Origin of the sequence: Hymenobacter armeniacus, assembly GCF_014699055.1 — a bacterium.
In the GTDB taxonomy this organism is placed as follows: Bacteria; Bacteroidota; Bacteroidia; order Cytophagales; family Hymenobacteraceae; genus Hymenobacter; species Hymenobacter armeniacus.
Window position 1 is genome coordinate 412,476 of sequence record NZ_JACXAC010000005.1, and the last position, 23,627, is coordinate 436,102.

Below are 23,627 nucleotides of genomic sequence, written 5' to 3' on the forward strand. Positions count from 1 at the left end.
TTAATTTGCTTTTGCCCGATATGAAATCCATTCACACCCTGGCCGCCATTGCGGCGGGCTTGTCGCTGTCGCTGACGGCTTCGGCCCAGGAGCAAGCCACGACGGCGAGCAGCACGGGCTCGCACCGCCCCATTCCGCCTTCTGACCAGATGTTCCGCAAGAGCATTTGGCGGCAAGTGGACCTGCGCGAGAAGCAGAACAAGCCCATGTTCTCCGAGGGCAAGGAAATCAGCCGCATTATTCTTGATGCGGTGAAGCGTGGCGAATTGACAGCTTATAAGAACGATTCGCTGACCTCTACCTACACTTCGCAGGAAGTGCAAGGCAATGCCTCCTACGTGGACGAGGCCGTGAAGCTGAGCGACGAGGAAAAGGCCGCTGGTTTCAGCGAGAAAGACCTCAACGGTGGTGGTGATGACGGCTGGGGTACCCCGGCGCCGAAGAAAAGCGGTGGCGCTACCGCCACCACCAAGCGCCAGCCCAAGCTGGGTGCCAACGGCAAGCCGCTGAAGGACAAGAAAGGTAAAATCATCTACGAAACCGTAGCTGTAGCTCCGCCGCCGCCCCCCGCGCCGTTGGGCAACGAGTACCGTCCCAAAGACTTGTATGAGATGGAAGTGAAAGAGGATATGATTTTCGACAAGAAACGGTCGAGAATGTATCACGACATCAAGTCCATCACGCTGCTGGTTCCCTCCACGCTGCCGACGAACGTGTCGGGCATTGAAAAGCCGATTGGCACGTTCAAATACAGCGACTTGGTGAAGGTGTTCCGCGCTAATCCGCAAAACGCCATCTGGTTCAACGCCGAGAACGACGCTCAGCACAAGAACCTGGCCGATGCTTTCGAGTTGTGGCTGTTCAACTCCTACATCACCAAAGTGTCGAACGCCGGCGATAGCCGCCTCGACGACATCTACGGTGGTGCTCAGCAAGGCATCCTGGCTGCTCAGCAGACGGCTGCCGACCTGGTGGAATACGAATACAACCTGTGGAGCTTCTAACGCTTGCAGTGTAGAAACGAAAAAGGCCCTCTCAGCAATGCGAGGGCCTTTTTCGTGTTACGTTAGGCGCATCAGCTTGGGAGCTGGCGGGCGGGCATAGGGTGGGAGGGAGCTTCGTTTGCCGCGAAGTAGTTCTGAAGCACTTTGGCTTTGGCCTTGCCGACTTCGGCGATGAGTTCGGCTTCAGAGAGCTCCCGGATTTTTTTGACGGACTTGAATTTGTTGAGCAGCTTGTCGGCGGTGACGGGGCCGAGACCTTTCACGTCGGTGAGCTCCGTTTTGAGCGTGGCAGCGTCGCGGCGCGAGCGATGGAAGGTGATGCCGAAACGGTGAACTTCGTCGCGCATGCGCTGAAAAAGGCGCAAGGATTCGCTCTTTTTGTCGATGTACAGCGGCAGCGGGTCGTTGGGCACGTAGATTTCCTCCAAGCGCTTGGCAATGCCGATGACGGGAATCTGACCCCAGAGGTTGAGGTCTTTCAGGGCTTTCACGGCCATACTGAGCTGGCCCTTGCCTCCATCTACGATGACCAACTGCGGGAGGCTGGCGCCTTCATCCACGAGGCGACGGTAGCGGCGAGTCACGACTTCGTACATGGAGTCGAAGTCGTTGGGGCCGACAACGGTTTTGATGTGGTAGTGGCGGTAATCCTTTTTGCTGGGTTTGGCGTTGCGGAAGCAGACCATGGCCGCCACGGGATTGTCGCCCTGAAAGTTGGAGTTGTCAAAGCACTCGATATGCTTGGGCAATTCGGTGAGGCGCAGGTCCTTCTTAATGGTTTCCATGATGCGCACCTCGTTTACGTCCTTGCTGCGCTCGTTCATGCTTTCCTTCTCCTTGCGGGCATAAAGCACGTTTTTGATGGCTAAGTCGAGCAGCTTGCGTTTGTCGCCGATTTGCGGCACCGCGAGCGTAACGCCGGGCAGGGGCAACTCGACGGCTACGTTGGTCAGGATTTCCTTCGATTCGCTTTCGAACTCCTGGCGCATCTGCATGATGAGGGGCGCGAGAATTTCGGCGTCCTCTTCGTCCAGCTTTTTGGTGACTTCGAGCGACTGCGTAAGGATGATGCTGCCATTCATCACCTTGAGGTAGGTGATGAAGCCCGACTTTTCGTTGCTGGCAATGGCGAAAACATCGATGTTGGTGAGCGAGGCGTTGACGATGGTTGATTTCACCTGGAAGGCCTCAATCTTGTCGAGTTTGACCTTGAACTGGTGCGCCAGTTCGTACTGCATTTCCTGGGCGGCGGCGGTCATTTTTTCCCGGAAATACTGCTTGGGAATGCGCAGGTCGCCGTTGAGGATGTTGCGGATTTGCTGAATGTAGCCGTTGTAGATTTCCTCGTCTTCGCGGGCCACGCAGGGGGCGTTGCAGTTGCCGAGCTGCAGCTCCAAGCAGGGCCGGAACTTGCCGGCTTCGACGTTTTGCGGGCTCAGGTTGAAGTTGCAGGTGCGCAGCGGGTACAAGGCCCGAATGAGCTCGAGCAGCACGTTGAGGGCCGTCCCGTTGGCGTAGGGGCCATAGTAGCGCGAGCCGTCGTTAATCTTGTTGCGGGTGGGGATGAGGCGCGGGAACCGCTCATTCGTCAGGCAGAGGTAGGGGTACGTCTTGCCGTCCTTCAGCAGGATGTTGTACTTGGGCTGGTGCTGCTTGATGAGGTTGTTTTCGAGCAGAAAGGCATCGGATTCCGAATCCACGATGGTGAATTCAAGGCGCTTGATGTTGCGGACCAGCTGCTGGGTTTTCTTGTTGTGGTCGTTTTTGGTGAAGTAGCTGCTCACGCGCTTGCGCAGGTCGATGGCTTTGCCCACGTAGATGATGCCCTCGTCGTCGAAGTACTTGTACACGCCGGGGCGGTGCGGGAGGCCGTTGATTTGGGCTTGCAGTTCAGGATTGGCGGCCATGGCGGGTAGTTAGGCAGATAAGGCGAAATCGACGGAAACCGCGTCGTGTAATTCGCATCAAGGATAACGAAAAGTGGCCGACGAAAGGTCGCCGGCCACCAAGGAAAATGAGGATTTCAGGCAATTAAATGTCCTTGTCGTCGAGGTCGGACGCGTCGGGCACCTGCATCTTCTGGTCGTAGGGGATGGTGTCGCGCTGGCCGCCGTAGTACTTCGAGCAGTCGATTTCGATGCTGAGCGGGGCCGCGGGCTTGGGGAACGGGCCCGTGTCGATGCCAATGCTTTTGTCTTTGTACACTTTCTGCATAAACAGGCCGTAGAGCGGCAGCGCGAGGCGGGCGCCCTGCCCGTAGGCACCGGTGCGGAAGTGGATGCTGCGGTCTTCGCCGCCTATCCACATGCCGCACACCAAGTCCGGCGTGATGCCCATGAACCAGGCGTCGGAGTAATTGCTGGTGGTGCCGGTTTTACCGCCGATTTCGTACGGGAACTTGAAGCCGGTATGCAGGATGGTGCTGGTGCCGCCGGGCTCGGTGGTGCTGGCCTGCAGCATGTTGGTCATGATGTAGGCAGTTTCTTCGTTCAATACCTCGCGGGTTTGTGGCACGAATTCGCGCAGCACGTTGCCGTTCTTGTCTTCGATGCGCGTCACCATGATGGGCGAGGTCCACACGCCCTTGTTTACGAAGGTGGAGTACACGCCGCAGAGCTCGTAAATGCTGCAATCGGAAGTGCCGAAGCCCATGGAGGGCACGGCATCAACGGGCGAGGTAATGCCGAGGCGCTTGGCGTAGGTGGCAATGGTTTCGGGGCCCAGCTTCATCACCAGCCAGGCCGTGATGGAGTTCATGGAGCGGGCCAGCGCCTGCCGCAGCGTGAAGGTGCGGCCCGAAAAACCGCCCTCAAAGTTCTTGGGTGTGTAGGCGGCGCGGCCGGCCACGGCGGGGAAGGTGGTGGCCACGTCGGGCCGTGGGTAGCACGGCGAGAAGCCGCCGGCCTCAATGGCCGCCGTGTACACAATGGGCTTGAACGTGGAGCCGGGCTGGCGCTTGCCCTGCCGCACGTGGTCGAACTTGAAGAACTTGTAGTTGGCACCGCCCACCCAGGCCTTCACCTGGCCATTCAGCGGGTTCATGGCCATGAACCCGCCCTGCAGGTAGCGCTTGTAGTAGGCCAGCGAGTCGAGCGGCGACATGAGCATTTCCTTCTCGCCCTGCCACGTGAACACCGGCATTTTGTACTTCTTGCGCAGGTAGTAGTTCACCGAGTCGCGGTTGCCGTCGAACTGATTCATCAGCGACTTGTAGCGCTGGGTGCGGCGCATGGCGGTGTTCAGGAAATCGGGGATGACTTTGCCGGTTTCGTCGCGCCAGGGCAGCTGGCCCTTCCAGTGCTGGCTGAACCACTTTTGCTGCAGCGACAGGTGCTCGGCCAGGGATTTCTCGGCGTAGGCCTGCATCCGCGAGTCGATGGTGGTGTAGATTTTCAGGCCGTCGGCGTAGAGGTCGTGGTCGGTTTCCTTGGCCCAGGCCAGCAGCGACTTCACCACCTCGGCCCGGAAGTACGGGGCCAGGCCCTTGCTGGGGTTTTCCACGGAGTAGTGCAGCACAATGGCCTTGGCGGTGTCCTGGGCCAGCTCGGCATCGGTGATGTAGTGCGACTTGGCCATTTGGCGCAGCACCCAGTTGCGGCGCTTGCGCGAACGGTCGGGGTGCACCACGGGGCTGAAGCGGCCCGGCGCGTTCACGATGCCCACCAGCGTGGCGGCCTCGGGCGTGCTCAGGTCCTTGGGGCGCTTGTTGAAGAAGGTCTTGGCCGCCGTGTTAATGCCGAACGAGTTCGAGCCATACTCCACCGTGTTCAGGTACATGCGCATGATTTCGCGCTTGGTGTAGTTGCGCTCCAGCCGAATGGCCAGAATCCACTCCTTGGTTTTGGTGATGAGCAAGCCCAGCTTGCCGTTGCCGTTCAGGGAGCCGTCGTTGAGGTCCTGGCGGGTTTTGAACAGCACCTTGGCCACTTGCTGGGTGAGGGTGGAGCCGCCGCCGTTGTGCGAGAAGGTGAGCACGCCCGTCACGGCCCGCAGCACGCTCTTGGCATCAATGCCGGAGTGCTGCTCAAAGCGCACGTCTTCGGTGGCAATGAGGGCATCAATCAGGTTCTGGGGCAGGTCTTTGAACTCGACCGGGGTGCGGTTTTCGCGGAAGTACTTGCCCAGCAGCACGCCGTCGGCCGAATAGATTTCCGACGCCAGCTCCGAGCGCGGGTTTTCCAGCGTCTTGAGGTTGGGCATGCGCCCGAACAGGTTCAGGAAGTTGCCGCTCACGGCCAGCACAAACAGGCCCAGCCCCAGCACGCCGGCGCCAAACAGCACCCACATGGTCCGAACAAAAGCCGTGAACCGGCCCCGGCGCGCAGGTTTCAGCGGCATGGGCTTGGGGCGGCGGGCAGGAGAGGAGGTTGGCATATTGGCAATGAAAACGAAATAATACGCAAAAATAGAGCCTGGGCGGCGGGCAGGCAGCTTACACGAGTTTAAGGAATAAATGGGAACGTCATGCGGAGCGCAGCCGAAGCGTCTCGCGTGCCGCAGCAATTCTTACGATTGAATTACTACCACAAGCGAGACACTTCGGCTGCGCTCCGCATGACGTGCTTGAATTACGCTTGAAAATCTACTTGTACACTTTCTGGTAGAAACTCAAATACCCCGCCAAGTCCCCGCTGGCCTGCAGCAGCGCCAGGTTTTCGAGGCTGATGACGAGCGTTTGATACCCTGCCCCGCGCAGGCGCGCCAGCGGCGACTGCGGCCCGCGCAGCTTGGTGGCGTAGCTCTGGGCCACCTTGGCGCCCGGCAGCGTGCGCACAACGACCAGCGACTGGTCGGCGCCCAAAGCCGGGGTGTCCAGTTGCAGGTTGTTGGCCCGGAAAAAGCGGCTGTTGTACGCCGTGAGCTGAGTGACTAGGTCGGCGGCCGGGGGCGTGGCTTTCGCAAACACCAGCACCACCGCGTGGGCCCCGCTGAGCTGCGTGGTGTAGGCCGTGGTCGGGGCCGCGGGCGCTGCAGGAGCCGGGGCTACGCTGGGTGCGGGGGCTGCACCGGCCGGGCTGGCGGGCGAGGGCGTAGTTGTGGGCGTAGTCGGCGCGGGGGCCGGGGCAGCTACGACCGGAGTCTCCGCTTTTTTGCCTTTCGCAGGAACCGAAGGCTTGACCGGGGCCGGGCCCGCCGAGCCCGCCGGTGCTATCGACTCGGTGGTGGAGCGCGGCGCGGCGATTCCCGAAGACGTGGGAATCGGTGCGGGCACAGGGGCATCGGCCGGCTTGGCGTCCGGGGCCACCGGGCTGAGGGCCTTGTAGGGCGTCTCGTCTTCGCGGTAGAAGATGCGCATGCGGTTGTCCACCTCGCCGGGGCGGAAAAGCGACACCACCGGCTTCTCCGTCGAGGCTAGGGCTCCGGCAATCTGGCCGGTGCTCTGCTTCTTGTACGACTCGGCCAGGGCCTGCGCCTGAGGCACCAGCGGACTGTCGGGGTAGTCTTTATAGAATTTTTCCACCGACGAGCGCGCCGTGAGCGGGGCCTGGGTGCGCACCACCAGCAGCGTCTTCATGTACGCCACCCGGTCGTTGAGGTCACTCTTCGGAAACTGCTTCTCGGTGCGGGCCAGTACGGCCGAGGCCTTTTTGAACTCCTGGTTTTTGTAGAGCGTGAACGCCGAGTCGACGCGGCTGGCCACGGCGTTGTGCAGCGCCAGCTCGTGTTCGCGGTACAGCGGGTCGGCAATCAGCTTGGCGTAGATGGAATTGGGGAACTCCTTCTGCAGCGCGGCCGCATACTGGGCGGTTTTCGCCGCGTCGGGCTTGTCCTTGTAGTAGAGATAAAGCAGGTAGTAGGCATCGGGCGCGTGCGGGCCGCGGGCATAGCGCGTCACCTGCTTTTCGTACACCTCGAAGCCCTTTTCGCGCTCCTTCAGCTGCTCTTTGTAGATGCCGCCCAACTCGTACATCGCCGCCTCTACCAGCTTGTCGGACGCTTCCAGCTGAGCCGGCGTGAGGGGCAGCGTGCCGCGATACCGGGCCACCAGCGCATTCTTTTCGGCATTGGGGTCCACGGGCGCCGCGGTGCGGGCCGAGTCGAGGCCGCCGTTCACGCCGGTGGTGCGGTTGCCGGTCACGGTCAGGGGTACGCCGCCGTTGGCCGTGGCATTGGGCGAATTGCCGGTCTGGCGCACCGTGCGCCAGTTGTCCTGCAGCTTGCGGTCCTGCCACTTCCGGATAAAGTCGGCCCGCGCCGTGCCCAGCGTGGCCGGGTTGTCGAAATACCATTTGGCACCGCTGGCCGGGGCCGTGGGGTCGAAAGACATGGGGTCGGGGGCGGCGCTGCCACCCGGGAAAGGGCTGGCCGAGCCGCCGCCGTTGGCCACGCGGTTCTGGAACTCAGCGTCGCGGGCCTGCGCCTTCTGCTGCGCTTCCAGCTTGGCCGCTTCCTTTTGCTTGAGCTCGATTTCGGCGTCAGCGTACAGGTTCAGCTTCTCGTTCAGCGCCGCCTCGGGCAGCCGGGCCAGGGCCTGCAGGCTATCCTGCGTCTCGATGATGGTGTACTGCTTGGCGAAATCCCGCAGAATCTCGCTGCGCTCCTTGATGGCCGCGTAGGTCTTGGCTTCCTTGTTCAGCGTCTGCACCGTGCTGTCGTAGTAGGCGGCGGCCAGGCGGTACTTCTGCAGGTTTTCGTAATAGATGCGGCCCGCCAGCAGGTAGGTGTAGCTTTTCTGGAGGCGGTTGGTGGTGGTGGCCGCAATGGACTGCCGCAGCAGCTTCAGTGCTTCCGGGTAGTTCTTCTCGCGGTAGTTCAGCCGCGCCATCTCGTAGTAAATCTTGTCGCGGTAGTCCTTGTTCTTCGGGTCTTTCAGCAGGCCCGCAAACGTCTTGTTCAGCCGCTCCCGGCTCTCCGGCGTCAGGTCCGACACCTGCGGCAGCATCAGCTTGGCCTGGAAATCCAGCTCATACGGCGGGTTGCGGGCCAGAATCTGGTCGAGCTGCTCGTAGGCCTTCTTGTTTTCGCCCGCGTCCTGGTACAGCTGCGCCAGAATGTAGCGCGTCCGCGACCGTTCGTTCTTGAACTCAATCAGCGGAATGGCCTTTTCCAGCTGCGGAATGGCCTTGGCCGGCTCCTCGGTGCGGATGTAGTAGTCGGCTCGGGTCAGAAACAGCTGCCGGGCATCCTGGGGCAGGCCCACTTCCTTATCCAGCAGGTCCGACACCGCCTTGGCGCTTTCCATCTCGCCCTGCGCCATGAAGGTGCGCATCAGCCCAATCAGCGCCTCGTGCTTGGCGTTGGCGTCCTTGCTGGTCGAGTTCACGTACTTGAACGTCTGCGCCGCGTCGTCGAACTGCATCTGGTAGAAACGCGACCACGCCACCAGAATGTAGGCGTCGTCGGTCCAGTCCGAGCCCGGCCGGTGCTGAATCGGCATCGACGCTTTTTTGATGATGTCGTTCAAATCGGCGCGGTTGGCGCGCACCGTGGTGCTGTCCAGGGTGGGAAACAGCGGCAACGTCTGGTTGTAGTCGTTGATGCGGGCCGCGTAGAGCTTGTCTTCGGTGGCGTGCAGCTTCTCGCGGGCCAGGAAGTAGGCGTTGTCGCGCGCCGCCACGTTGTTGAAGGCGTGCGCCACCAGGTTTTTATCCGAAGCGCAGCCCGCCGCCCCCACGGCCAGCAAGAAGAGAAACAGGGCCGCCCAGCGGTATGTCAGCAAGTAGTGAGTCAAAGCCAGAAAGGAAGGAATACTAAGCAGGTGCTTGCCCACGCAACGCGCGCGGCAACCCGAAATGTTCGTCGGCGCCGGAAAGCTAACGTAGCCGAAGAAGTAAAATTACGTTTTTCCGGGGGCAAACGCGGCCCCGGCCCGCGGCGTACCTTTGTGGTTCTGTTGCTCAGCCCGTTTCCATGTCCTCGCCGTCTTCGCCTCCGCCCCCCGGCCCTAACCGTCTCCAGGCCGTTGCCAAGTACTCCGGGCTGGCGTTTCAGATGCTGGCCATCATCGGCGGGGCCACGTGGGTAGGCACCTGGCTCGACGGTCATTTTCACACCCAAAACCCCTGGTTTACCATCGGCCTCGCGCTGCTCGGGGTGTTCGTGGCCATGTTCCAGGTCATTCGCAGCCTCACCAAAGGGGCTGAGTAGGTTGAAGTACTCCTTGGGTTTACGGTTTAGCTAGTTCACGATGCGGTTTCTGCGCCAGTTCCTTGTTTTCGCCGGTGCGCTGGCCCTGCTCATTTTCGCCTTGCAGCACGGGTTCGGGCCCGCCATCATTCACCCGCGCACCTGGCTGCTGTTTGGCTTCATGGCCGGCCTCACGCTGCTCACCTACGGCCTCACCGCCCGGCTCGTGGCCGTGTCGCCCACCAATCTCGGTATCGGCTATCTGGTGGGCATGACCATCCGGCTGCTGGCCTCGCTGGCCCTCGTTACGGTGCATTTGGCCCGGGGCGGCGCCCACGAAGGACGGGGCGTTTGGACCTTCCTCGGGGCCTTCTTCCTCCTGTACTTTTCATGGGTCGGGTTTGAAATCTGGGCTACTTTGAGTAACTTGCGGCCGATTTCGGAAAAGCAAGTGTCGCAAACATAGCACTTTAGCCCGAAATCAGTCATTAATTAACTTTAGATGAAGCATTTACTTTCCGTTCTTCTCTGCTTCCTATCTCTGTCCGTTTTTGCTAACGAACCCGCCAACGAGGCTTCCAAAGAGGAGGGCTTCAATCCCGGCGAAATGATTTTGCACCACATCGGCGATTCGCACGAGTGGCACTGGCTGGCTACCGACAACGGCAGCTTCACCACCTACCTGCCCATCATCGCCTACCGCCCCGGCAAGGGCCTGTCGGTGTTCTCCTCCAAGCGCATCTCCAACGGCGAAGCCGAAGGCCCCGCCAAAGAGTACGACGGCCTGAAGCTGGAGCACGAGCACCTCGTGAGCACCGACGGCAGCAAAGTCTACGACTTCTCCATCACCAAGAACATTGCCGCCCTCATCGGCAGCGCCGTGCTGATGCTCGTCATCTTCACCGCCGTGGCCCGCGGCTACGCCAAGAACCACGGCCGCGCCCCCAAAGGCATTCAGTCGTTCTTCGAGCCCATCATCGTCTTCATTCGCGACGAAGTAGCCAAGAAAAACATCGGCCCGAAGTACGAGCGCTACATGCCGTACCTGCTCACGGTGTTCTTCTTCATCTGGTTCAATAACCTGCTCGGCCTCACCCCCGGCGCGGCCAACCTCAGCGGCAACATCGCCGTGACCATGGTGCTGGCCCTCATGACGCTGGTTATCACGCTGGCATCGAGCAACAAGTACTACTGGGCCCACATCTTCGCCACCCCCGGCGTGCCCAAGCCCCTGCTGCCCATCATGATTATCGTGGAGGTGATTGGCATTTTCACCAAGCCCTTCTCGCTCATGATTCGTTTGTTCGCCAACATCACGGCGGGCCACATCGTGGTGCTGAGCTTCATCAGCCTGGTGTTCATCTTCAAATCGTGGGCTGTGGCCCCGGTGACGCTGGCGTTCGGCCTGTTCATCAACATCCTCGAACTGCTGGTGGCCCTGCTGCAGGCGTTCATCTTCACGCTGCTCACCTCCATGTACATCGGCGGTGCCGTGGAAGAGCACCACGATGCCGACCTGCAGATTGGCTACAACGAGGACGGCACTGCCCCGCACGCCGCTCACTAATCCCTGAATATCCCGTCGGCCTCCGGGCTAGACTATCCGATTTTTTCAGTCGGACCGTGGCAATCCCCCCCCCCCCGCTGCGGGCTCGGCTAATTTTTCTCTTTTTCCATTTTTTCTTTTTTTATGCTTCTCTCTTTGTTGTTGCAGGCTGTTGCCCAAATGGCGACTAACTACGGTCCTGGTTTGGCTGTAATGGGTGCCGGTATCGGTGCTGGTTTGGTTGCCCTGGGCGTAGGCCTGGGTATTGGTCGCATCGGCGGCAGCGCCATGGACGCCATCGGCCGTCAGCCCGATGCTTCGGGTAAGATTCAAACGGCCATGATTATCGCCGCCGCTCTTATCGAAGGTCTCGGTCTGTTCGCCGTCGTGGTTTGCGTTCTTATCTGGACCAAGCTCTAAGAAGTTTTGCCGGGCCTAGTGCCCGGAAGTAGTTGGAAGCCCGCCGCCCGCTGCTGCTTGTGCAGCCCTGCGCGGCGGGCTTACCTGCTCCTACTGCCTGTAGCTGCCTTAGCCGATTGCATCCCAACGGTTTTACCTATTTAATTCATTATGCCAGCTTTCCTCACCCCCGAACTCGGCCTCATTTTCTGGCAACTGGTTATTTTCCTGCTGGTGCTGTTTCTGTTGGCCAAGTTTGCCTGGAAACCGATTTTGTCGTCGCTGAAAGAGCGCGAGGACAGCATCGAAAGCGCCCTGCGCATGGCCGACCAGGCCAAGATTGAAATGCAGCAGCTGAAAGCCGGCAACGAGAAGTTGCTTGCCGACGCCCGCCTCGAGCGCGACCGCATGATGCAGGAAGCCACCGTGATGGCCAACCAGCACCGCGAAACCGAGCGCGCCCGCGCCACCGCCGAGGCCAACACCATCATCCAGCAAGCCCGCGAAGCCATCCAGCAGGAGAAGAACGCGGCCCTGGCCGAAGTGAAAAACACCGCCGCCAAGCTGTCGGTCGACATTGCCGAGCGCATCCTGCGCCGCGAACTGGCCGAGCCTGCTGCCCAAACGCAGCTGGTGGATTCGTATTTGAAAGACGTTAAACTGAACTAGTTGCTGGTTTTTAGTTGTCAGTTGTTAGGCCATTCGAACGGCAAATCTTTAACAATCACTGACAACTGACAACAAACAACTGCCAACTAATACCAACCAATGGCTGACCAACGAGTAGCGGCCCGCTACGCCAAGTCGCTCCTCGACTTGGGCAAGGAGATGGGCACGCTGGATAGCGTGAAAGCGGACATGGACCTGCTGAGCAAGGCCATGGCCGAAAGCCGCGAGCTGCGGCTGTTGCTCCGCAACCCGATTGTGAAGCACGACAAGAAGCTGGCCATCCTGAAAGCCATTTTTGGCGGCAAGGTGTCGGACATGACCATGCGCTTCTTCACCATCCTCACCGAGAAAAACCGGGAGGCGGCGCTCGAAAGCATGGGCACCGAATTCCAGGTGCAGTACAACGCCATGCAGGGCATTCAGATGGCCGAAGTGACATCGGCCACGCCCCTCACGGCCGCTTCGCGCGCGGAGATGGAAAAGCTGGTGACCCAGCAAACCGGCCTCACCGAAGTGAAGCTGACCGAAAAGGTGGACCCCAGCCTCATTGGCGGATTCATCCTGCGCGTCGGCGACAACCAGATTGACGATTCCGTGCGCACCAGCCTCCGCAAGCTGCGCACCTCTTTGCAAGAAAATTCTTACCAACAACAACTATAATACAGCATCATGGCAGAAGTACGTCCGGACGAAGTATCCGCAATCCTGCGGCAGCAGCTGTCCAATTTCAAGTCCGAAGCCGAGCTGGAAGAAGTCGGCACCGTGTTGCAGGTCGGCGACGGCGTGGCCCGCATCTACGGACTGAGCAAAGCCCAAGCGGGCGAACTGATTGAGTTCGAAAACGGCCTGCAAGGCCTCGTGCTCAACCTCGAAGAAGACAACGTGGGGGCTGTGATGCTGGGCGACTACTCGGAAATCCGGGAAGGCGCCACGGTGAAGCGCACCAACAAAATTGCCTCCATCAAAGTGGGCGAGGGCATTGTGGGCCGCGTGGTGAACACCCTCGGCCAGCCCATCGACGGCCGTGGCCCCATCTCGGGCGACCTGTACGAGATGCCCCTGGAGCGCAAGGCGCCCGGCGTAATCTACCGTCAGCCGGTAACCGAGCCCATGCAGACGGGCATCAAGTCGATTGACGCCATGATTCCGATTGGCCGTGGTCAGCGCGAGCTGATTATCGGCGACCGTCAGACCGGTAAGTCGGCCGTGGCCATCGATACCATCCTGAACCAGCGCGAGTTCTACGAAGCCGGCCAGCCGGTGTTCTGCATCTATGTGGCCATTGGCCAGAAGGCTTCCACCATTGCCCAGGTAGTAAACTCCCTGACCAAAGGCGGTGCCATGGACTACACCGTGGTGGTGGCCGCTCCGGCCGCCGACCCCGCGCCGCTGCAGTTCTACGCTCCCTTCACGGGTGCGGCCATCGGCGAGTTCTTCCGCGACACGGGCCGTCCGGCGCTGGTGGTATACGATGACTTGTCGAAGCAGGCCGTGGCTTACCGCGAGGTGTCGCTGTTGCTCCGTCGTCCTCCCGGACGCGAGGCGTACCCCGGCGACGTGTTTTACCTGCACAGCCGCCTGCTCGAGCGGGCCGCTAAAATCAACTCGTCGGACGAAATCGCCCGCGACATGAACGACCTGCCCGAGAGCATCAAGCACTTGGTGAAAGGCGGCGGCTCGCTGACGGCGCTGCCCCTGATTGAGACGCAGGCCGGCGACGTATCGGCGTACATCCCGACCAACGTGATTTCCATCACCGACGGCCAGATTTTCCTCGAGACGAACCTGTTCAACTCGGGTGTGCGTCCGGCCATCAACGTGGGTATCTCGGTGTCGCGCGTGGGTGGTAACGCCCAGATTAAGTCGATGAAGAAAGTGTCCGGTACGTTGAAGCTTGACCAGGCTCAGTTCCGCGAGCTGGAAGCCTTCGCCAAGTTCGGTTCCGACCTCGACGCCTCGACCAAGCTCACCATCGAGCGCGGCCGTCGCAACCTTGAAATCCTGAAGCAGCCCCAGTTCTCGCCCGTGAAGGTGGAAGACCAGGTGGCCATCATCTACGCCGCCACCAACGGCCTCCTCGACAGCGTGCCCGTGAACCGCGTGCGCGAGTTTGAGAAGGAGTTCGGCCAAGTGATGAACTCGCGCTACCCCGACGTGCTGAAGGCCCTGAAAGCCGGCAAGCTGGAGGACGCTGGCACCAAGGCCATCCGCGAGGTAGCCAAGGACGTGTCGGCGAGCTACGCTTCTTAATGGTTAATGATTAACGGTTAGTGGTTAATGCCTGGCGGCTGGTTCAGCCATCGGTCATTAACCACTAGCAATTAACCACTAACCACTAATCATTAACCATTAAATATGGCTAGTTTAAAAGAAGTCCGCAACCGCATTCAGTCGGTGAGCAGCACGCAGCAGATTACCAAAGCCATGAAAATGGTGGCGGCCGCCAAGCTGCGCCGTGCCCAGGACAACATCATCCGGATGCGGCCCTACGCCCAGCGCCTGAACACCATTCTGGCGAACCTGACGCGCACGGCCGATGTCGACATCGTGAGCGACTACGGCGTGGCCCGCGAAGTGCGCCGCGTGCTGGTCATTGCCGTGACTTCGGACCGGGGCCTGGCCGGGGCGTTCAACTCGAACGTGTTCAAGGGCGTGAACGCGGCCATTGCCGAGCGCTACGCTGACCTGCCGGCGGCCAACATTTCGTACATGGCCATCGGCAAGAAGGCGCACGACTACTACGGTCGGCGCGGCCCGCTGGTGGGCAACTACGCGCACGTGTTCGCCAAGCTCTCGTTTGAGACGGTGCGTGAGGCGGCCGAAGTGGCCATGGAAGGCTTCCGCAACGGAACCTACGACGAAGTGGTGGTGGTGTACAACGAATTCCGCAACGTGGCCACGCAGATTATCCGCACCGAGCAGCTGCTGCCGCTGGTGCCGGCTGCGGCGCCCGTCACGGCTTCGGCCACGGCCAACATCGATTACCTGTTCGAGCCCTCGAAAGAGGAAATCGTGCAGACGCTGATTCCGCAGTCCATCAAAATTCAGCTCTACAAGGCGGTGCTGGAAAGCAATGCCTCGGAGCACGGCGCCCGCATGACGGCCATGGACAAAGCCACCGACAACGCCGGTGAGCTGCTCAAGGCCCTCAAGCTAACCTACAACCGGACGCGTCAGGCGGCCATCACGACCGAGATTCTCGAAATCGTGGGCGGTGCCGAGGCGCTGGCGGCCGGGTAAATCGGCATTCAGAATTAAGATGAAGCAAAAAGGCCCGTCTCCGTTGGAGTCGGGCCTTTTTCATGATAAGGCATGCCCTCGCTAGTCGTTCTGCAGGTTGTGAGCTAGGCAGTAAGCTACATTTAGGGGCTTTTGCGGCTAATCCTCTTTCCCTTGATTTATGAGATTTTTTTCTACGCTCTTTTATGACTTTTCACGCCGCTTTGTCTGGCTCTTCGTTCTGGCAATCCTCAGCACATCGGTGGGGGTTCGGGCGCAAGCTCCCGCATGGCAAATGGCGGTGGCTGCGGGCCAAACCAACGGCTTCTCCACGGCATCGGCCATGGCGGCCGATGGCAGTGGTAACCTCTACCTGGTGGGGTCATTCTCCGGCACCATCGTGTTCGGGGCCACGGCGCTGACCAGCGCGGGACAGACCGACGTGTTTGTGGCCAAGTGGAGCGGGAGCAACCAGGCCTTCGAGTGGGCGCGGCAGGTGGGCGGGGCCAGCAATGAATACGCGGGCGATGTCGCCGTCAGCGGCACTAACATCTACCTGACGGGCTACTACCGGAGTAATCCGGTGCAGTTTGGCAGCCTCACCCTCCCGAACGGTGGCAACGGCACGGGCGACTCCGACGTCTTCGTGGCCAAACTCACGGACCTGGGCACCAGCGCCGACTTCACCTGGGTGGAGCGGCTGGCGGGCACCGGCTCGGACTTTGCCACGGGGCTGGCCGTGAGCGGCAACAGGGTGTACGTAACGGGATACTTCAACAGCCCCGTGCTCAATGCTGGCACGGTGGCCCTGACCAACGCCGGGGCCTTCGATGTGTTCGTGGCCAAGCTCACCGACACCGGCGCCGGCGGCACCGTGGGGTGGGCGCAGCAAATGGGCGGCCCGGGGAACGAGCAGGTCTTCGCACTGGCCGTGACGGGCGGCCAGATGTACGTGGGCGGAGGCTTCTCCGGCACGGCTGCCTTTGGTGCCAACAGCCTGACCAGCGCGGGGGGGCAGGACGTATTTGTAGCGAAGCTGACCGACGGCGGAAGCAGCGCTGCCTTCGGGTGGGCGCAGCGGGCCGGCGGCACCGGCGGCGATTATGCCACGAGCCTGGCGCTGGCGCCCGGCGCCGTGTACGTGGCCGGCGCCTACACCGGTAGCCCCGCCAGCTTCGGCGGCACGACGCTGCCCCACGCGGGCGGCACGGCCAGCGATGCTTTCATTGCGAAGCTGACCGACGCGGGCAGCACCGCCGCCTTTGCCTGGGCCCTGGGGGCCGGGGGCACCGCCGAGGATGCCCCGACCAGCCTGTCCGTGCAGGGAAACAACGTGCTGATGAGCGGCTACTTCGGCAGCTCCACCATGGCCTTTGGCTCCACCACGCTGGCCAACCCCGCCACGGCCTTTGATGCGTTTGTGACCCGGGTGGTGGACGCCGGTGCGACGGCCCGCTTTGCCTGGGCACTTCGGGCCGGCGGCTCGGGCCAGGACACCGGCGAAGCCCTGACCGTGAGCGGCAACACCATCTTCGTGGCCGGGGCCACTAACCCGCCTGCCACCTTCGGCAGCCTGACTATTGGCACGCCCACGGGAACGCAGGCGCCGTTTCTGGCTTCGATAGTAGATGCTACCCTGACGGCCACCGCTGCTCCGGCCACGCTGGAGGGGCTGGCCGTTTTTCCCAACCCTGCCCGCGTCTCCGCAGCCGTGCGCATGCCCGCCGTGCCTGGCGCCGCACAGGCAACGCTCACGCTGCTCGACGCGCTAGGCCGCGCCGTGCGCACACAGATGGTGCCCTTGTCCGCCGCCGGACTCGCCGTCGAAGTTTCCGTGGCCGGTCTTGCGCCGGGCCTCTACCGCCTGCGGGTGCAAGCTGGTGGGCAGCAAGCCAGCCGGGCGCTCAGCGTGGAGTAGCGCCCCCGCCCAACGCTAGGCCCTCAAGCTGACCTACAACCGGACGCATCAGGCGGCCATCACGACCGAGATTCTCGAAATCGAGGGCGGTGCCGAGGCGCTGGCGGCCGGGTAAGCCCCGAACTGATTTGACCTATGCAAAAGGCCCGCTTCCGAAAGGATGCGGGCCTTTTGCATGATTGTAAACGCTAAGAGGATTGAAAAATATACTTCATGAGCGCCTGCCACTTAGTTGAGAGCAGGCGCTAAATACCAGTTGTGGGTATACCACGTTGCGGATTGGTCCGTTAGAAAGGCCTGTTCTGGTGCGTTGCTGCTATTCTATTCTTATCCACACCTAAGCTATGCTATCCTCTTTCGCTTCCTCGCGGACCTTATCCAGCGGCCGCCAACTGGCCTTGCCGCTGCCTTTGATGCTGCTGCTGACCGGCCCCGTTGCCCACGCTCAGGCCCCGGAAGCTCTCTCAGAAGTCGGCCTCTATCCCAATCCTGCCCACATCCGCGCTACGGTGGAGGTGCCGGCGGTGCCCGGTGCCACCCGCGCCAGCGTGCGGCTCCTGGATGCGCAAGGCACGGTGGTATTTGAGCAACCAGTCAGCTTGCTCGAAACGGGTGGCACCACCGAGGTGCCGTTGCTGGGCCGCGCGCCGGGGCTGTACCGGGTGCAAGTGCAGGTGGGGGAGCTGCGCGTGGCCAAAACGCTGAAAGTAGAGTAGGGGCTCCGGCCCGAGCCGCGCAGTTGGCGCCATAGGGTAGGGAAGCAATGGCTTGCTTTCCCATTGGGCCTTGGCCAGGCTTTTGAGGCAGCGGGTTTTTTGGCGGCTGGGGTGGCGCTGGCTGAAGTAATCGTGCGTGCCTTTAGTACGCTGACCCAAGAGGTGCTACGAGCCAACATTGCCAGGACCCGCGCAACCGCACCTACTTCGACCGCAACTGACGGCTGGCCAACAATGCCGGTGCCCAGGGCCTACGATTATGGAATTGGTGCGGGGCGCTGCCGAGCGACGGGCCGACCATTTATTCCCGAAGCCGCTGCTCAGCTAGCGCATCGGCTTTTGTTGTGTTAGGACGGGGGCACATTTCACTTTCAGGCCTCTTCATGCGTTCGCACGGCCACCACATTGCCTCAGAGCGTGCCAATGGAGAGCAGCCGTGTGCCAATAAGAAAACCGGCTAAAGGAATTTTGCACGGCCTGACTCACTGGCGTAAAAGTGCTGCTTATGAAGTGATAAGGGGGTGAGAGCAAAAGAGCTGCGGCGAGATTTGCGATACCGCGCAATGCCGATATATTTGCATGAGGTCAATTTTTTCTTTCCCTAAAACAATTCTTTATTGATGAAAAAATTATACGCGCGTTACCTGGCAGCTCTGGGGCTGCTAACGACCGTCTGGCAGCCCGCCAGCGCCCAAACCCAGCCCGCCCAACAGGCTGCCGAACTTGCTTTGCAGACCCGGCAGCAATGGGCCGGCGCCGACGTAGCCGCGTCGGACCTGCGCATTTCCAGCGCCCGCATCGAGGGGCCGGGCTTGCTCTATGCCTATCCGCAGCAGCTGCAGGCCGGCATTCCGGTCTACAACCAAGTGGCTACGCTCGTTTTTAAGAACGGAAAGCTGACTCATCACGCGGGTAGCTTCGTGCCGGCCAAAGCCTTTGCGGGCCTGTCGGCAGTGCCGCGGGTGCCGGCGGCGGCGGCAGTAGCCGCGGCGCTGGCCACGCTGCCGGGCCGCCCCGATGCGGCACCCGCCGGCCTGGGGGGCGCCAGCGGCCCCGACCAGCAGCAGCGCTTTGCCGCGGCGGGCGTGGCGCGGCGGCCCATTGAGGCGCGCCTGGTGTGGGCCAAGGATAAGAACCAGCAGCTGCACCTGGCCTGGAACGTGAACGTGGACGTGCTGCACTCGGCCGACTGGCTCAATATTCGGGTGGATGCCAGCACCGGCCAGGTGCTGGGCCAAGACAACTGGACGGTGAGCGAGAAAGCTGCGCACCCGACGGTTGGCGCCGGGCCTGCTCGCGCATCGGCGGCCGGCGCCAGCCCGGCTCGTGGGGCTGCCACGGCTGCCCGGCGCGGCCCCAGCGGCGCGCGGGGAGTATTGGCCGTGACGCCGGCCAGCTACATTGTGGTGCCCTTCCCCGGCGAGCGGCCCGACGTGACCGCGCCCACCACCGACACCAACCCCTGGCTGCGCGCCGGGGCCGGCAACGCCGCCGCCACCCACGGCTGGCACTTCGACGGCACCACCAACTACACCGACACGCGCGGCAACAACGTGTGGGCCTACGACGACAGCCTGAAGCAGAACGGGCCGGGCCGCTTTGCCACCTCCACCGGCACGGCCGGCTCCTTGGTGTTCAACTACGTGCCCGACTTTACGGCCAAGCCCACGCTGGGCAAGAACCGCCGGGCCGCGACCGTGAACCTGTTTTATTGGAACAACTTGGTGCACGACGTGATGTACCAGTACGGCTTCAACGAAGCCAGCGCCAACTTCCAGGCCGACAACCTGGGCCGGGGCGGCGTGGGCGCCGACCACGTGCGCGCCGAAGCCCAGGACGGCCTCGGCGTGAACAACGCCAACTTCAGCACCCCGCCCGACGGCACCAACGGCCGCATGCAGATGTACCTGTGGAACCCCGTGACGAGCAACTCCTTGACGGTGACGGCCCCGGCCGCCATCGCGGGCACTTATACCATGGCCGAAGGCTCCTTCAGTACCCAGAACCTGCTGGCTAACAAGGGCGTCACTTCCGGCACCCTGGTGTACTACACCGACCCGGGCGCGGGCACGCACTTTGCCTGCACCTCGCCTTCGTCGACCAGCGTGAGCGGCAAGATTGCGCTTATCTACCGGGGCAGCTGCAACTACAGTGTGAAGGTGAAGGCCGCCCAGAACGAGGGCGCCATTGCCGTGGTGATGGTGAACAACGTGGCCGGCGGACCCGTGACGATGGGCGGCACCGACAACACCGTCACCATTCCGGCGGTGATGGTGTCGCAGGCCGACGGCGCAACGCTGGCCGGGCAGCTCAACCTGGGCGCCACGGTGCAGCTCACGCTGCGCCCGCCGCTGCAGCTCGACGGCGACTTCGACAACGGCATTGTGGTGCACGAGTACGGCCACGGCATCAGCAACCGCCTCACCAGCGGCGGCCCCAACACCAGCTGCCTGGGCAATGCCGAGCAGGCCGGCGAGGGCTGGAGCGACTTCTTCGCCCTGATGATGACCACCGACTGGACTGCTACTCCCCTGACCGATGGCCCGCGCGCCCGCACCATGGGCACGTACGCCCAGGGCCAGGCAGCTACCGGGGCGGGCATCCGGCGCTATCCTTTCAGTACCAGCCTGACCGTGAACCCGCTCACCTACGCCAACGTGGCCACCAACACGGAAGTGCACGCCATTGGCGAAGTCTGGACGGCCACGCTCTGGGACATGACCTGGAACATCATCCAGCAGCAAAACAGCATCGAGCCCAACCTCTACAACAGCGCCAGCACGGGCGGCAACGCCGTGGCCCTGAACCTGGTGATGCAGGGCCTGAAGCTGCAGCCCTGCGAGCCCGGCTTCCTCGACAGCCGCGACGCCATTCTGGCCGCCGACTCGTTGCTCTACGGCGGGCGCTACCACTGCGCCATCTGGGGGGCCTTTGCCCGCCGCGGCATGGGCTACAGCGCCCGCGAAGGCTCTTCCAACAGCGCCACCGACCAAACCGTGGCCTACGACCTGCCCGGCGTGAGCCTGCGCAAAAACAGTGTGCCGCTGGTGGGCAACCAATTTGCCATCAACCTGTCGGCCACCTGCGAGTGCCAAACCCAGGCCCCGGTTTCCATCACCGACCAGCTGCCGGCCGGCCTGCAATACGTGAGCAGCACGGGCGGCACGCTGAGCGGCAGCACCGTCACCTTCCCCAACCTGAGCTTTACGACCGGCCAGCAGCGCACCTTCCAGATTGTGGCCCGCACGGCCACCGGGTCGGGCTGTGCCGTGACGCTGCCCGTGAACGACGACCGCGACGCCAACACCGTGGGCGGCTTCACGCCGGCCGTGGTGACCAGCGGCGGCGGCAACGCCTGGGCCCCGACCACGGCCCGCGCCCACAGCGGCGCCGCCTGGGCTAGCGGCGACCCCAACGCCACTTCCGACGTCACCCTGACGTCGGCCGCGTTCACGCCGGGCGCCTTCTCGGTGCTGTCTTTCCACCACTTCTTCAACACGGAGGCCCGCTACGACGGCGGCATGGTGGCCATTTCGGTAAACAACGGCCCCTGGCAGGACGCGGGTGCGCTGTTTCTGCAAAACGGCTACAACAGCGTGTTTGCCGCCGGCACGACGTCGGTCGGCAAACCTTGCTTCTCGGGCAGGTCGTCGGGCCTGGAAGGGGCGGCGGCTTTCCAGCAGTCCATCGTCAACCTGGCGTCGTTCAGCGGGCAGTCCATTCAGGTGCGCTTCCAGTTCCAATCCGATTCGAACAACCCCTATGCGAATGCGCTGCCGGGTTGGTTCGTGGATGACATTCAGGTGCTGAGCGGCTGCGGCGGCTTGCAGCAGGTGCAGCTGCTCAACAGCGGCGGCACGGTGGCGGGCAGCTACGCGCAGGCCACTTTCCTCACGCCGCTGCCGGCGCCCATCCTCATCAGCCTCAATCCCACCAGCGGGCCGGTGGGCACCAGCGTCACCATTACGGGTACCGACCTGGACAACTCCACCGGCCTGACCCTGAACGGCGCGGCCCTGGCTTTGTCGGCCATCACGGCCAACACCGCCACCAGCCTGACCTTCACGCTGCCCGCCGGGGCCACCAGCGGCCTGCTGACCGTGACCACCCTGGGCGGCACCAGCAACGGCCTGCCCTTCACGGTGACCGTGGTGCCAGTGGCCACCAGCTGGACCGGTACCGTGAGCACCGACTGGTTCACGGCCGGCAACTGGAGTGCTGGCGTGCCCACCACCGTGCTGGACGCGACCATTCCGGCCACGGCACCCAACATGCCCGCCATTGCGGCGGGCACTGCTTCGGTGCGCTCGCTCACGGTCAATTCCGGCGCCACGCTCATTCAAACGGGCGGCACGCTCGACGTGTGGGGCGACCTGACCAACAACGGCACCTTCGTGCCCAGCGGGGGCACGGTGGCAATGGGCGCCACGGCCGTGACCAATGGCCCCAACCTGCTCGGGTCGAGCCGCGTGCGCTTTTGGAACCTCACCGTGCAGGCCAACGGCGTGCTGCTGAGCACGTCGGCCGGCGCCACGGTGCGCCGCGTGCTGACGCTAAACGGCACCTTCGTGACGCAGGGCAACCCCTTCACGTTGGAGTCGGACGCCACCGCCACGGCCGTGGTGGTGAACAATGCCGGGGGCCTCGTTTTCGGTACGGCCACCGTGCAGCGCTACATCGACCCGAGCCTGAATGCCGGTCTGGGCTACCGCCACTACTCGGCGCCGGTGGGCCTGGCTACCGTGGCGAGCCTGGCCACAGGCTCGTTTGCCCCGGTGGTTAATTCGGCTTACAACGGCTCGGCGGCGCCGGGCGGCGTGACGCCCTTCCCCACGGTGTACGGCTACGACCAGAGCCGCCTGACGCTGAGCAACAACCTCAGCGCCTTCGACAAAGGCTGGTTCTCGCCGGCTGCCCTGACCGACCCGCTGACCGTGGGCCAGGGCTACGCCGTGAACCTGGCCGCCAACCAGACGCTGAGCGTGGCCGGGCCGCTGAACAACGGCAACCTGACGGTGTCGTTGGCCAGCAACCGCGCCACCACTGCCGACGGCGGCTGGCAGCTGGTGGGCAACCCGTACCCCGCGCCGCTGGATTACTCCTTGGTGGCGTTGGCCGACCGGGCCGGTCTGGATGGGGCCATCTACGTGTACAGCAGCAGCAGCCAGTACGCCGGCCAATACCGCAGCTACGTGAATGGCGTGGGCGGCAACCCGGTCATTCCGTCGGGCCAGGGCTTCTTCGCCCGCGTGGCCACCGGCCAGTCGGCAGGGGCGCTCACGTTCCGCAACAGCCAGCGCCTGACCGTGCCCAGCACCACGCCCTTCCAGCGCACGGCCGAAGCCCGGCCCCTGGTGCAGCTGACGCTGCGCGGCGCCACAGGTACGGCTTCGGACGAGGCCTATGTGTATGCCGAGACGGGCGCCACGGCCGCCTTTGACGGCGCATTCGATGCCGAGAAGCTGCCCAACACCACGGGCCTGAACCTGTCGTCGGGAGCCGCCGGGCGCGAGCTGGCCATCAACGGCCTGCCTGCCTTCACCTCCGGCACGGTGGTGCCGCTGAGCGTAGGCGTGCCCACCGCCGGCACCTACACCTTGCAAGTGGCCCAGCTGCTGAACCTGCCCGCCGGCACCGCCGCCGTGCTCGTGGATGCCCAGCTAGGCACCCGCACCGATTTGGCTGCGCTGCCGGCTGCCGGCTACGCTTTCACGGTGACTTCGGCCCAGGCCAGCGCCCTGCTCAGCGGCCGCTTCTTCCTGAACCTGGTGCCCGCCGCTCCGCTGGCCTCGGCCAATGGCCGTCCGACCGCGGCGCTGGGCCTGTTCCCCAACCCAACCCTGGCCCGCGCCACCACGCTCACCGGCGCGCAAGCCGGTGCCCCGGTAACCGTGTTTGACGCCGTGGGCCGCCTCGTGCTCACCACTGCGGCCACCGCGGCCGGCACGGCCCAGCTAGCCCTGCCCGCAGGCGCGGCCACGGGCGTGTACGTGGTGCGTACCGGCACCCAGGCCATCAAGCTGGTGGTGGAGTAAGCCGGTTGCGTAAGCAGTAAAAAGCCCCGGCGCTATGCGTCGGGGCTTTTTTTA

At 62.9% G+C, this 23,627-nt stretch carries 15 protein-coding genes and 1 pseudogene; 13 read left to right on the forward strand and 3 right to left on the reverse strand.

The genetic code is table 11. The annotated features are described in order from the left end of the window. Positions 1-20: 20 nt before the first annotated feature. Positions 21-1,004, forward strand: coding sequence for a type IX secretion system ring subunit PorN/GldN (gene porN / locus IC234_RS16450; RefSeq protein WP_190926689.1), 984 nt, complete (start codon positions 21-23; stop codon positions 1,002-1,004). Positions 1,005-1,075: 71 nt separating this feature from the next. On the opposite strand, the gene uvrC is transcribed toward porN, so the two are convergent. From uvrC to porW, 3 genes are all read right to left on the reverse strand, one after another. Next, positions 1,076-2,911: an excinuclease ABC subunit UvrC gene (uvrC, locus tag IC234_RS16455; protein ID WP_190926691.1), complete on the reverse strand. Its 1,836-nt coding sequence runs from the start codon at positions 2,909-2,911 to the stop codon at positions 1,076-1,078. Positions 2,912-3,035: 124 nt separating this feature from the next. Beyond that, positions 3,036-5,378 carry a penicillin-binding protein 1A gene (locus IC234_RS16460; RefSeq protein ID WP_317173391.1) on the reverse strand — a complete coding sequence of 781 codons (2,343 nt, stop codon included), beginning with the start codon at positions 5,376-5,378 and terminating at the stop codon, positions 3,036-3,038. A 208-nt stretch (positions 5,379-5,586) separates the two neighbouring features. After that, positions 5,587-8,676, reverse strand: coding sequence for a type IX secretion system periplasmic lipoprotein PorW/SprE (gene porW / locus IC234_RS16465; protein WP_190926693.1), 3,090 nt, complete (start codon positions 8,674-8,676; stop codon positions 5,587-5,589). A 179-nt stretch (positions 8,677-8,855) separates the two neighbouring features. Here porW and IC234_RS16470 point away from each other — a divergent pair, with 179 nt between their 5' ends. From IC234_RS16470 to IC234_RS16525, 12 genes and pseudogenes are all read left to right on the forward strand, one after another. Beyond that, positions 8,856-9,092: an AtpZ/AtpI family protein gene (locus IC234_RS16470; RefSeq protein WP_190926695.1), complete on the forward strand. Its 237-nt coding sequence runs from the start codon at positions 8,856-8,858 to the stop codon at positions 9,090-9,092. A gap of 40 nt (positions 9,093-9,132) precedes the next feature. Then, complete coding sequence (locus IC234_RS16475; protein WP_190926697.1) at positions 9,133-9,537, forward strand: hypothetical protein; 405 nt, start codon at positions 9,133-9,135, stop codon at positions 9,535-9,537. Between the two features lie 36 nt (positions 9,538-9,573). After that, positions 9,574-10,638, forward strand: a complete 1,065-nt coding sequence (gene atpB / locus IC234_RS16480) for a F0F1 ATP synthase subunit A (RefSeq protein WP_190926700.1) — start codon at positions 9,574-9,576, stop codon at positions 10,636-10,638. Positions 10,639-10,761: 123 nt separating this feature from the next. Continuing rightward, positions 10,762-11,037 carry an ATP synthase F0 subunit C gene (gene atpE, locus IC234_RS16485; protein ID WP_046243983.1) on the forward strand — a complete coding sequence of 92 codons (276 nt, stop codon included), beginning with the start codon at positions 10,762-10,764 and terminating at the stop codon, positions 11,035-11,037. A 150-nt stretch (positions 11,038-11,187) separates the two neighbouring features. Further along, positions 11,188-11,685 carry a F0F1 ATP synthase subunit B gene (locus tag IC234_RS16490; protein WP_190926702.1) on the forward strand — a complete coding sequence of 166 codons (498 nt, stop codon included), beginning with the start codon at positions 11,188-11,190 and terminating at the stop codon, positions 11,683-11,685. Between the two features lie 99 nt (positions 11,686-11,784). After that, on the forward strand, positions 11,785-12,345 hold the full coding sequence (atpH, locus tag IC234_RS16495) for an ATP synthase F1 subunit delta (protein WP_190926704.1): 561 nt from the start codon (positions 11,785-11,787) through the stop codon (positions 12,343-12,345). A 9-nt stretch (positions 12,346-12,354) separates the two neighbouring features. Next, complete coding sequence (gene atpA / locus IC234_RS16500) at positions 12,355-13,935, forward strand: F0F1 ATP synthase subunit alpha (protein WP_190926706.1); 1,581 nt, start codon at positions 12,355-12,357, stop codon at positions 13,933-13,935. Positions 13,936-14,040: 105 nt separating this feature from the next. After that, on the forward strand, positions 14,041-14,925 hold the full coding sequence (atpG, locus tag IC234_RS16505) for an ATP synthase F1 subunit gamma (protein ID WP_190926708.1): 885 nt from the start codon (positions 14,041-14,043) through the stop codon (positions 14,923-14,925). A gap of 274 nt (positions 14,926-15,199) precedes the next feature. Further along, positions 15,200-16,822: a T9SS type A sorting domain-containing protein gene (locus tag IC234_RS16510; RefSeq protein WP_190926710.1), complete on the forward strand. Its 1,623-nt coding sequence runs from the start codon at positions 15,200-15,202 to the stop codon at positions 16,820-16,822. A 22-nt stretch (positions 16,823-16,844) separates the two neighbouring features. After that, positions 16,845-16,937 (forward strand): annotated as a pseudogene (locus IC234_RS22265) (F0F1 ATP synthase subunit gamma); the annotation flags it as partial. A 229-nt stretch (positions 16,938-17,166) separates the two neighbouring features. Next, entirely contained in the window at positions 17,167-17,538 is a 372-nt protein-coding gene (locus tag IC234_RS16520) for a T9SS type A sorting domain-containing protein (protein WP_190926713.1), read from the forward strand. 620 nt (positions 17,539-18,158) lie between these two features. Further along, a complete protein-coding gene (locus tag IC234_RS16525) occupies positions 18,159-23,573 on the forward strand; it encodes a M36 family metallopeptidase (RefSeq protein ID WP_190926715.1) in 5,415 nt (1,804 codons plus the stop codon). Positions 23,574-23,627 lie beyond the last annotated feature (54 nt).

Bases quoted from the DNA above. Each gene is read 5' to 3' on its own strand.
- porN (WP_190926689.1), top strand. From the start codon at position 21: ATGAAATCCATTCACACCCTGGCCGCCATTGCGGCGGGCTTGTCGCTG.
- uvrC (WP_190926691.1), bottom strand. From the start codon at position 2,911: ATGGCCGCCAATCCTGAACTGCAAGCCCAAATCAACGGCCTCCCGCAC.
- IC234_RS16460 (WP_317173391.1), bottom strand. From the start codon at position 5,378: ATGCCAACCTCCTCTCCTGCCCGCCGCCCCAAGCCCATGCCGCTGAAA.
- IC234_RS16470 (WP_190926695.1), top strand. From the start codon at position 8,856: ATGTCCTCGCCGTCTTCGCCTCCGCCCCCCGGCCCTAACCGTCTCCAG.
- IC234_RS16475 (WP_190926697.1), top strand. From the start codon at position 9,133: ATGCGGTTTCTGCGCCAGTTCCTTGTTTTCGCCGGTGCGCTGGCCCTG.
- atpB (WP_190926700.1), top strand. From the start codon at position 9,574: ATGAAGCATTTACTTTCCGTTCTTCTCTGCTTCCTATCTCTGTCCGTT.
- atpE (WP_046243983.1), top strand. From the start codon at position 10,762: ATGCTTCTCTCTTTGTTGTTGCAGGCTGTTGCCCAAATGGCGACTAAC.
- IC234_RS16490 (WP_190926702.1), top strand. From the start codon at position 11,188: ATGCCAGCTTTCCTCACCCCCGAACTCGGCCTCATTTTCTGGCAACTG.
- atpH (WP_190926704.1), top strand. From the start codon at position 11,785: ATGGCTGACCAACGAGTAGCGGCCCGCTACGCCAAGTCGCTCCTCGAC.
- atpA (WP_190926706.1), top strand. From the start codon at position 12,355: ATGGCAGAAGTACGTCCGGACGAAGTATCCGCAATCCTGCGGCAGCAG.
- atpG (WP_190926708.1), top strand. From the start codon at position 14,041: ATGGCTAGTTTAAAAGAAGTCCGCAACCGCATTCAGTCGGTGAGCAGC.
- IC234_RS16510 (WP_190926710.1), top strand. From the start codon at position 15,200: ATGGCGGTGGCTGCGGGCCAAACCAACGGCTTCTCCACGGCATCGGCC.
- IC234_RS16520 (WP_190926713.1), top strand. From the start codon at position 17,167: ATGCTATCCTCTTTCGCTTCCTCGCGGACCTTATCCAGCGGCCGCCAA.
- IC234_RS16525 (WP_190926715.1), top strand. From the start codon at position 18,159: ATGAAAAAATTATACGCGCGTTACCTGGCAGCTCTGGGGCTGCTAACG.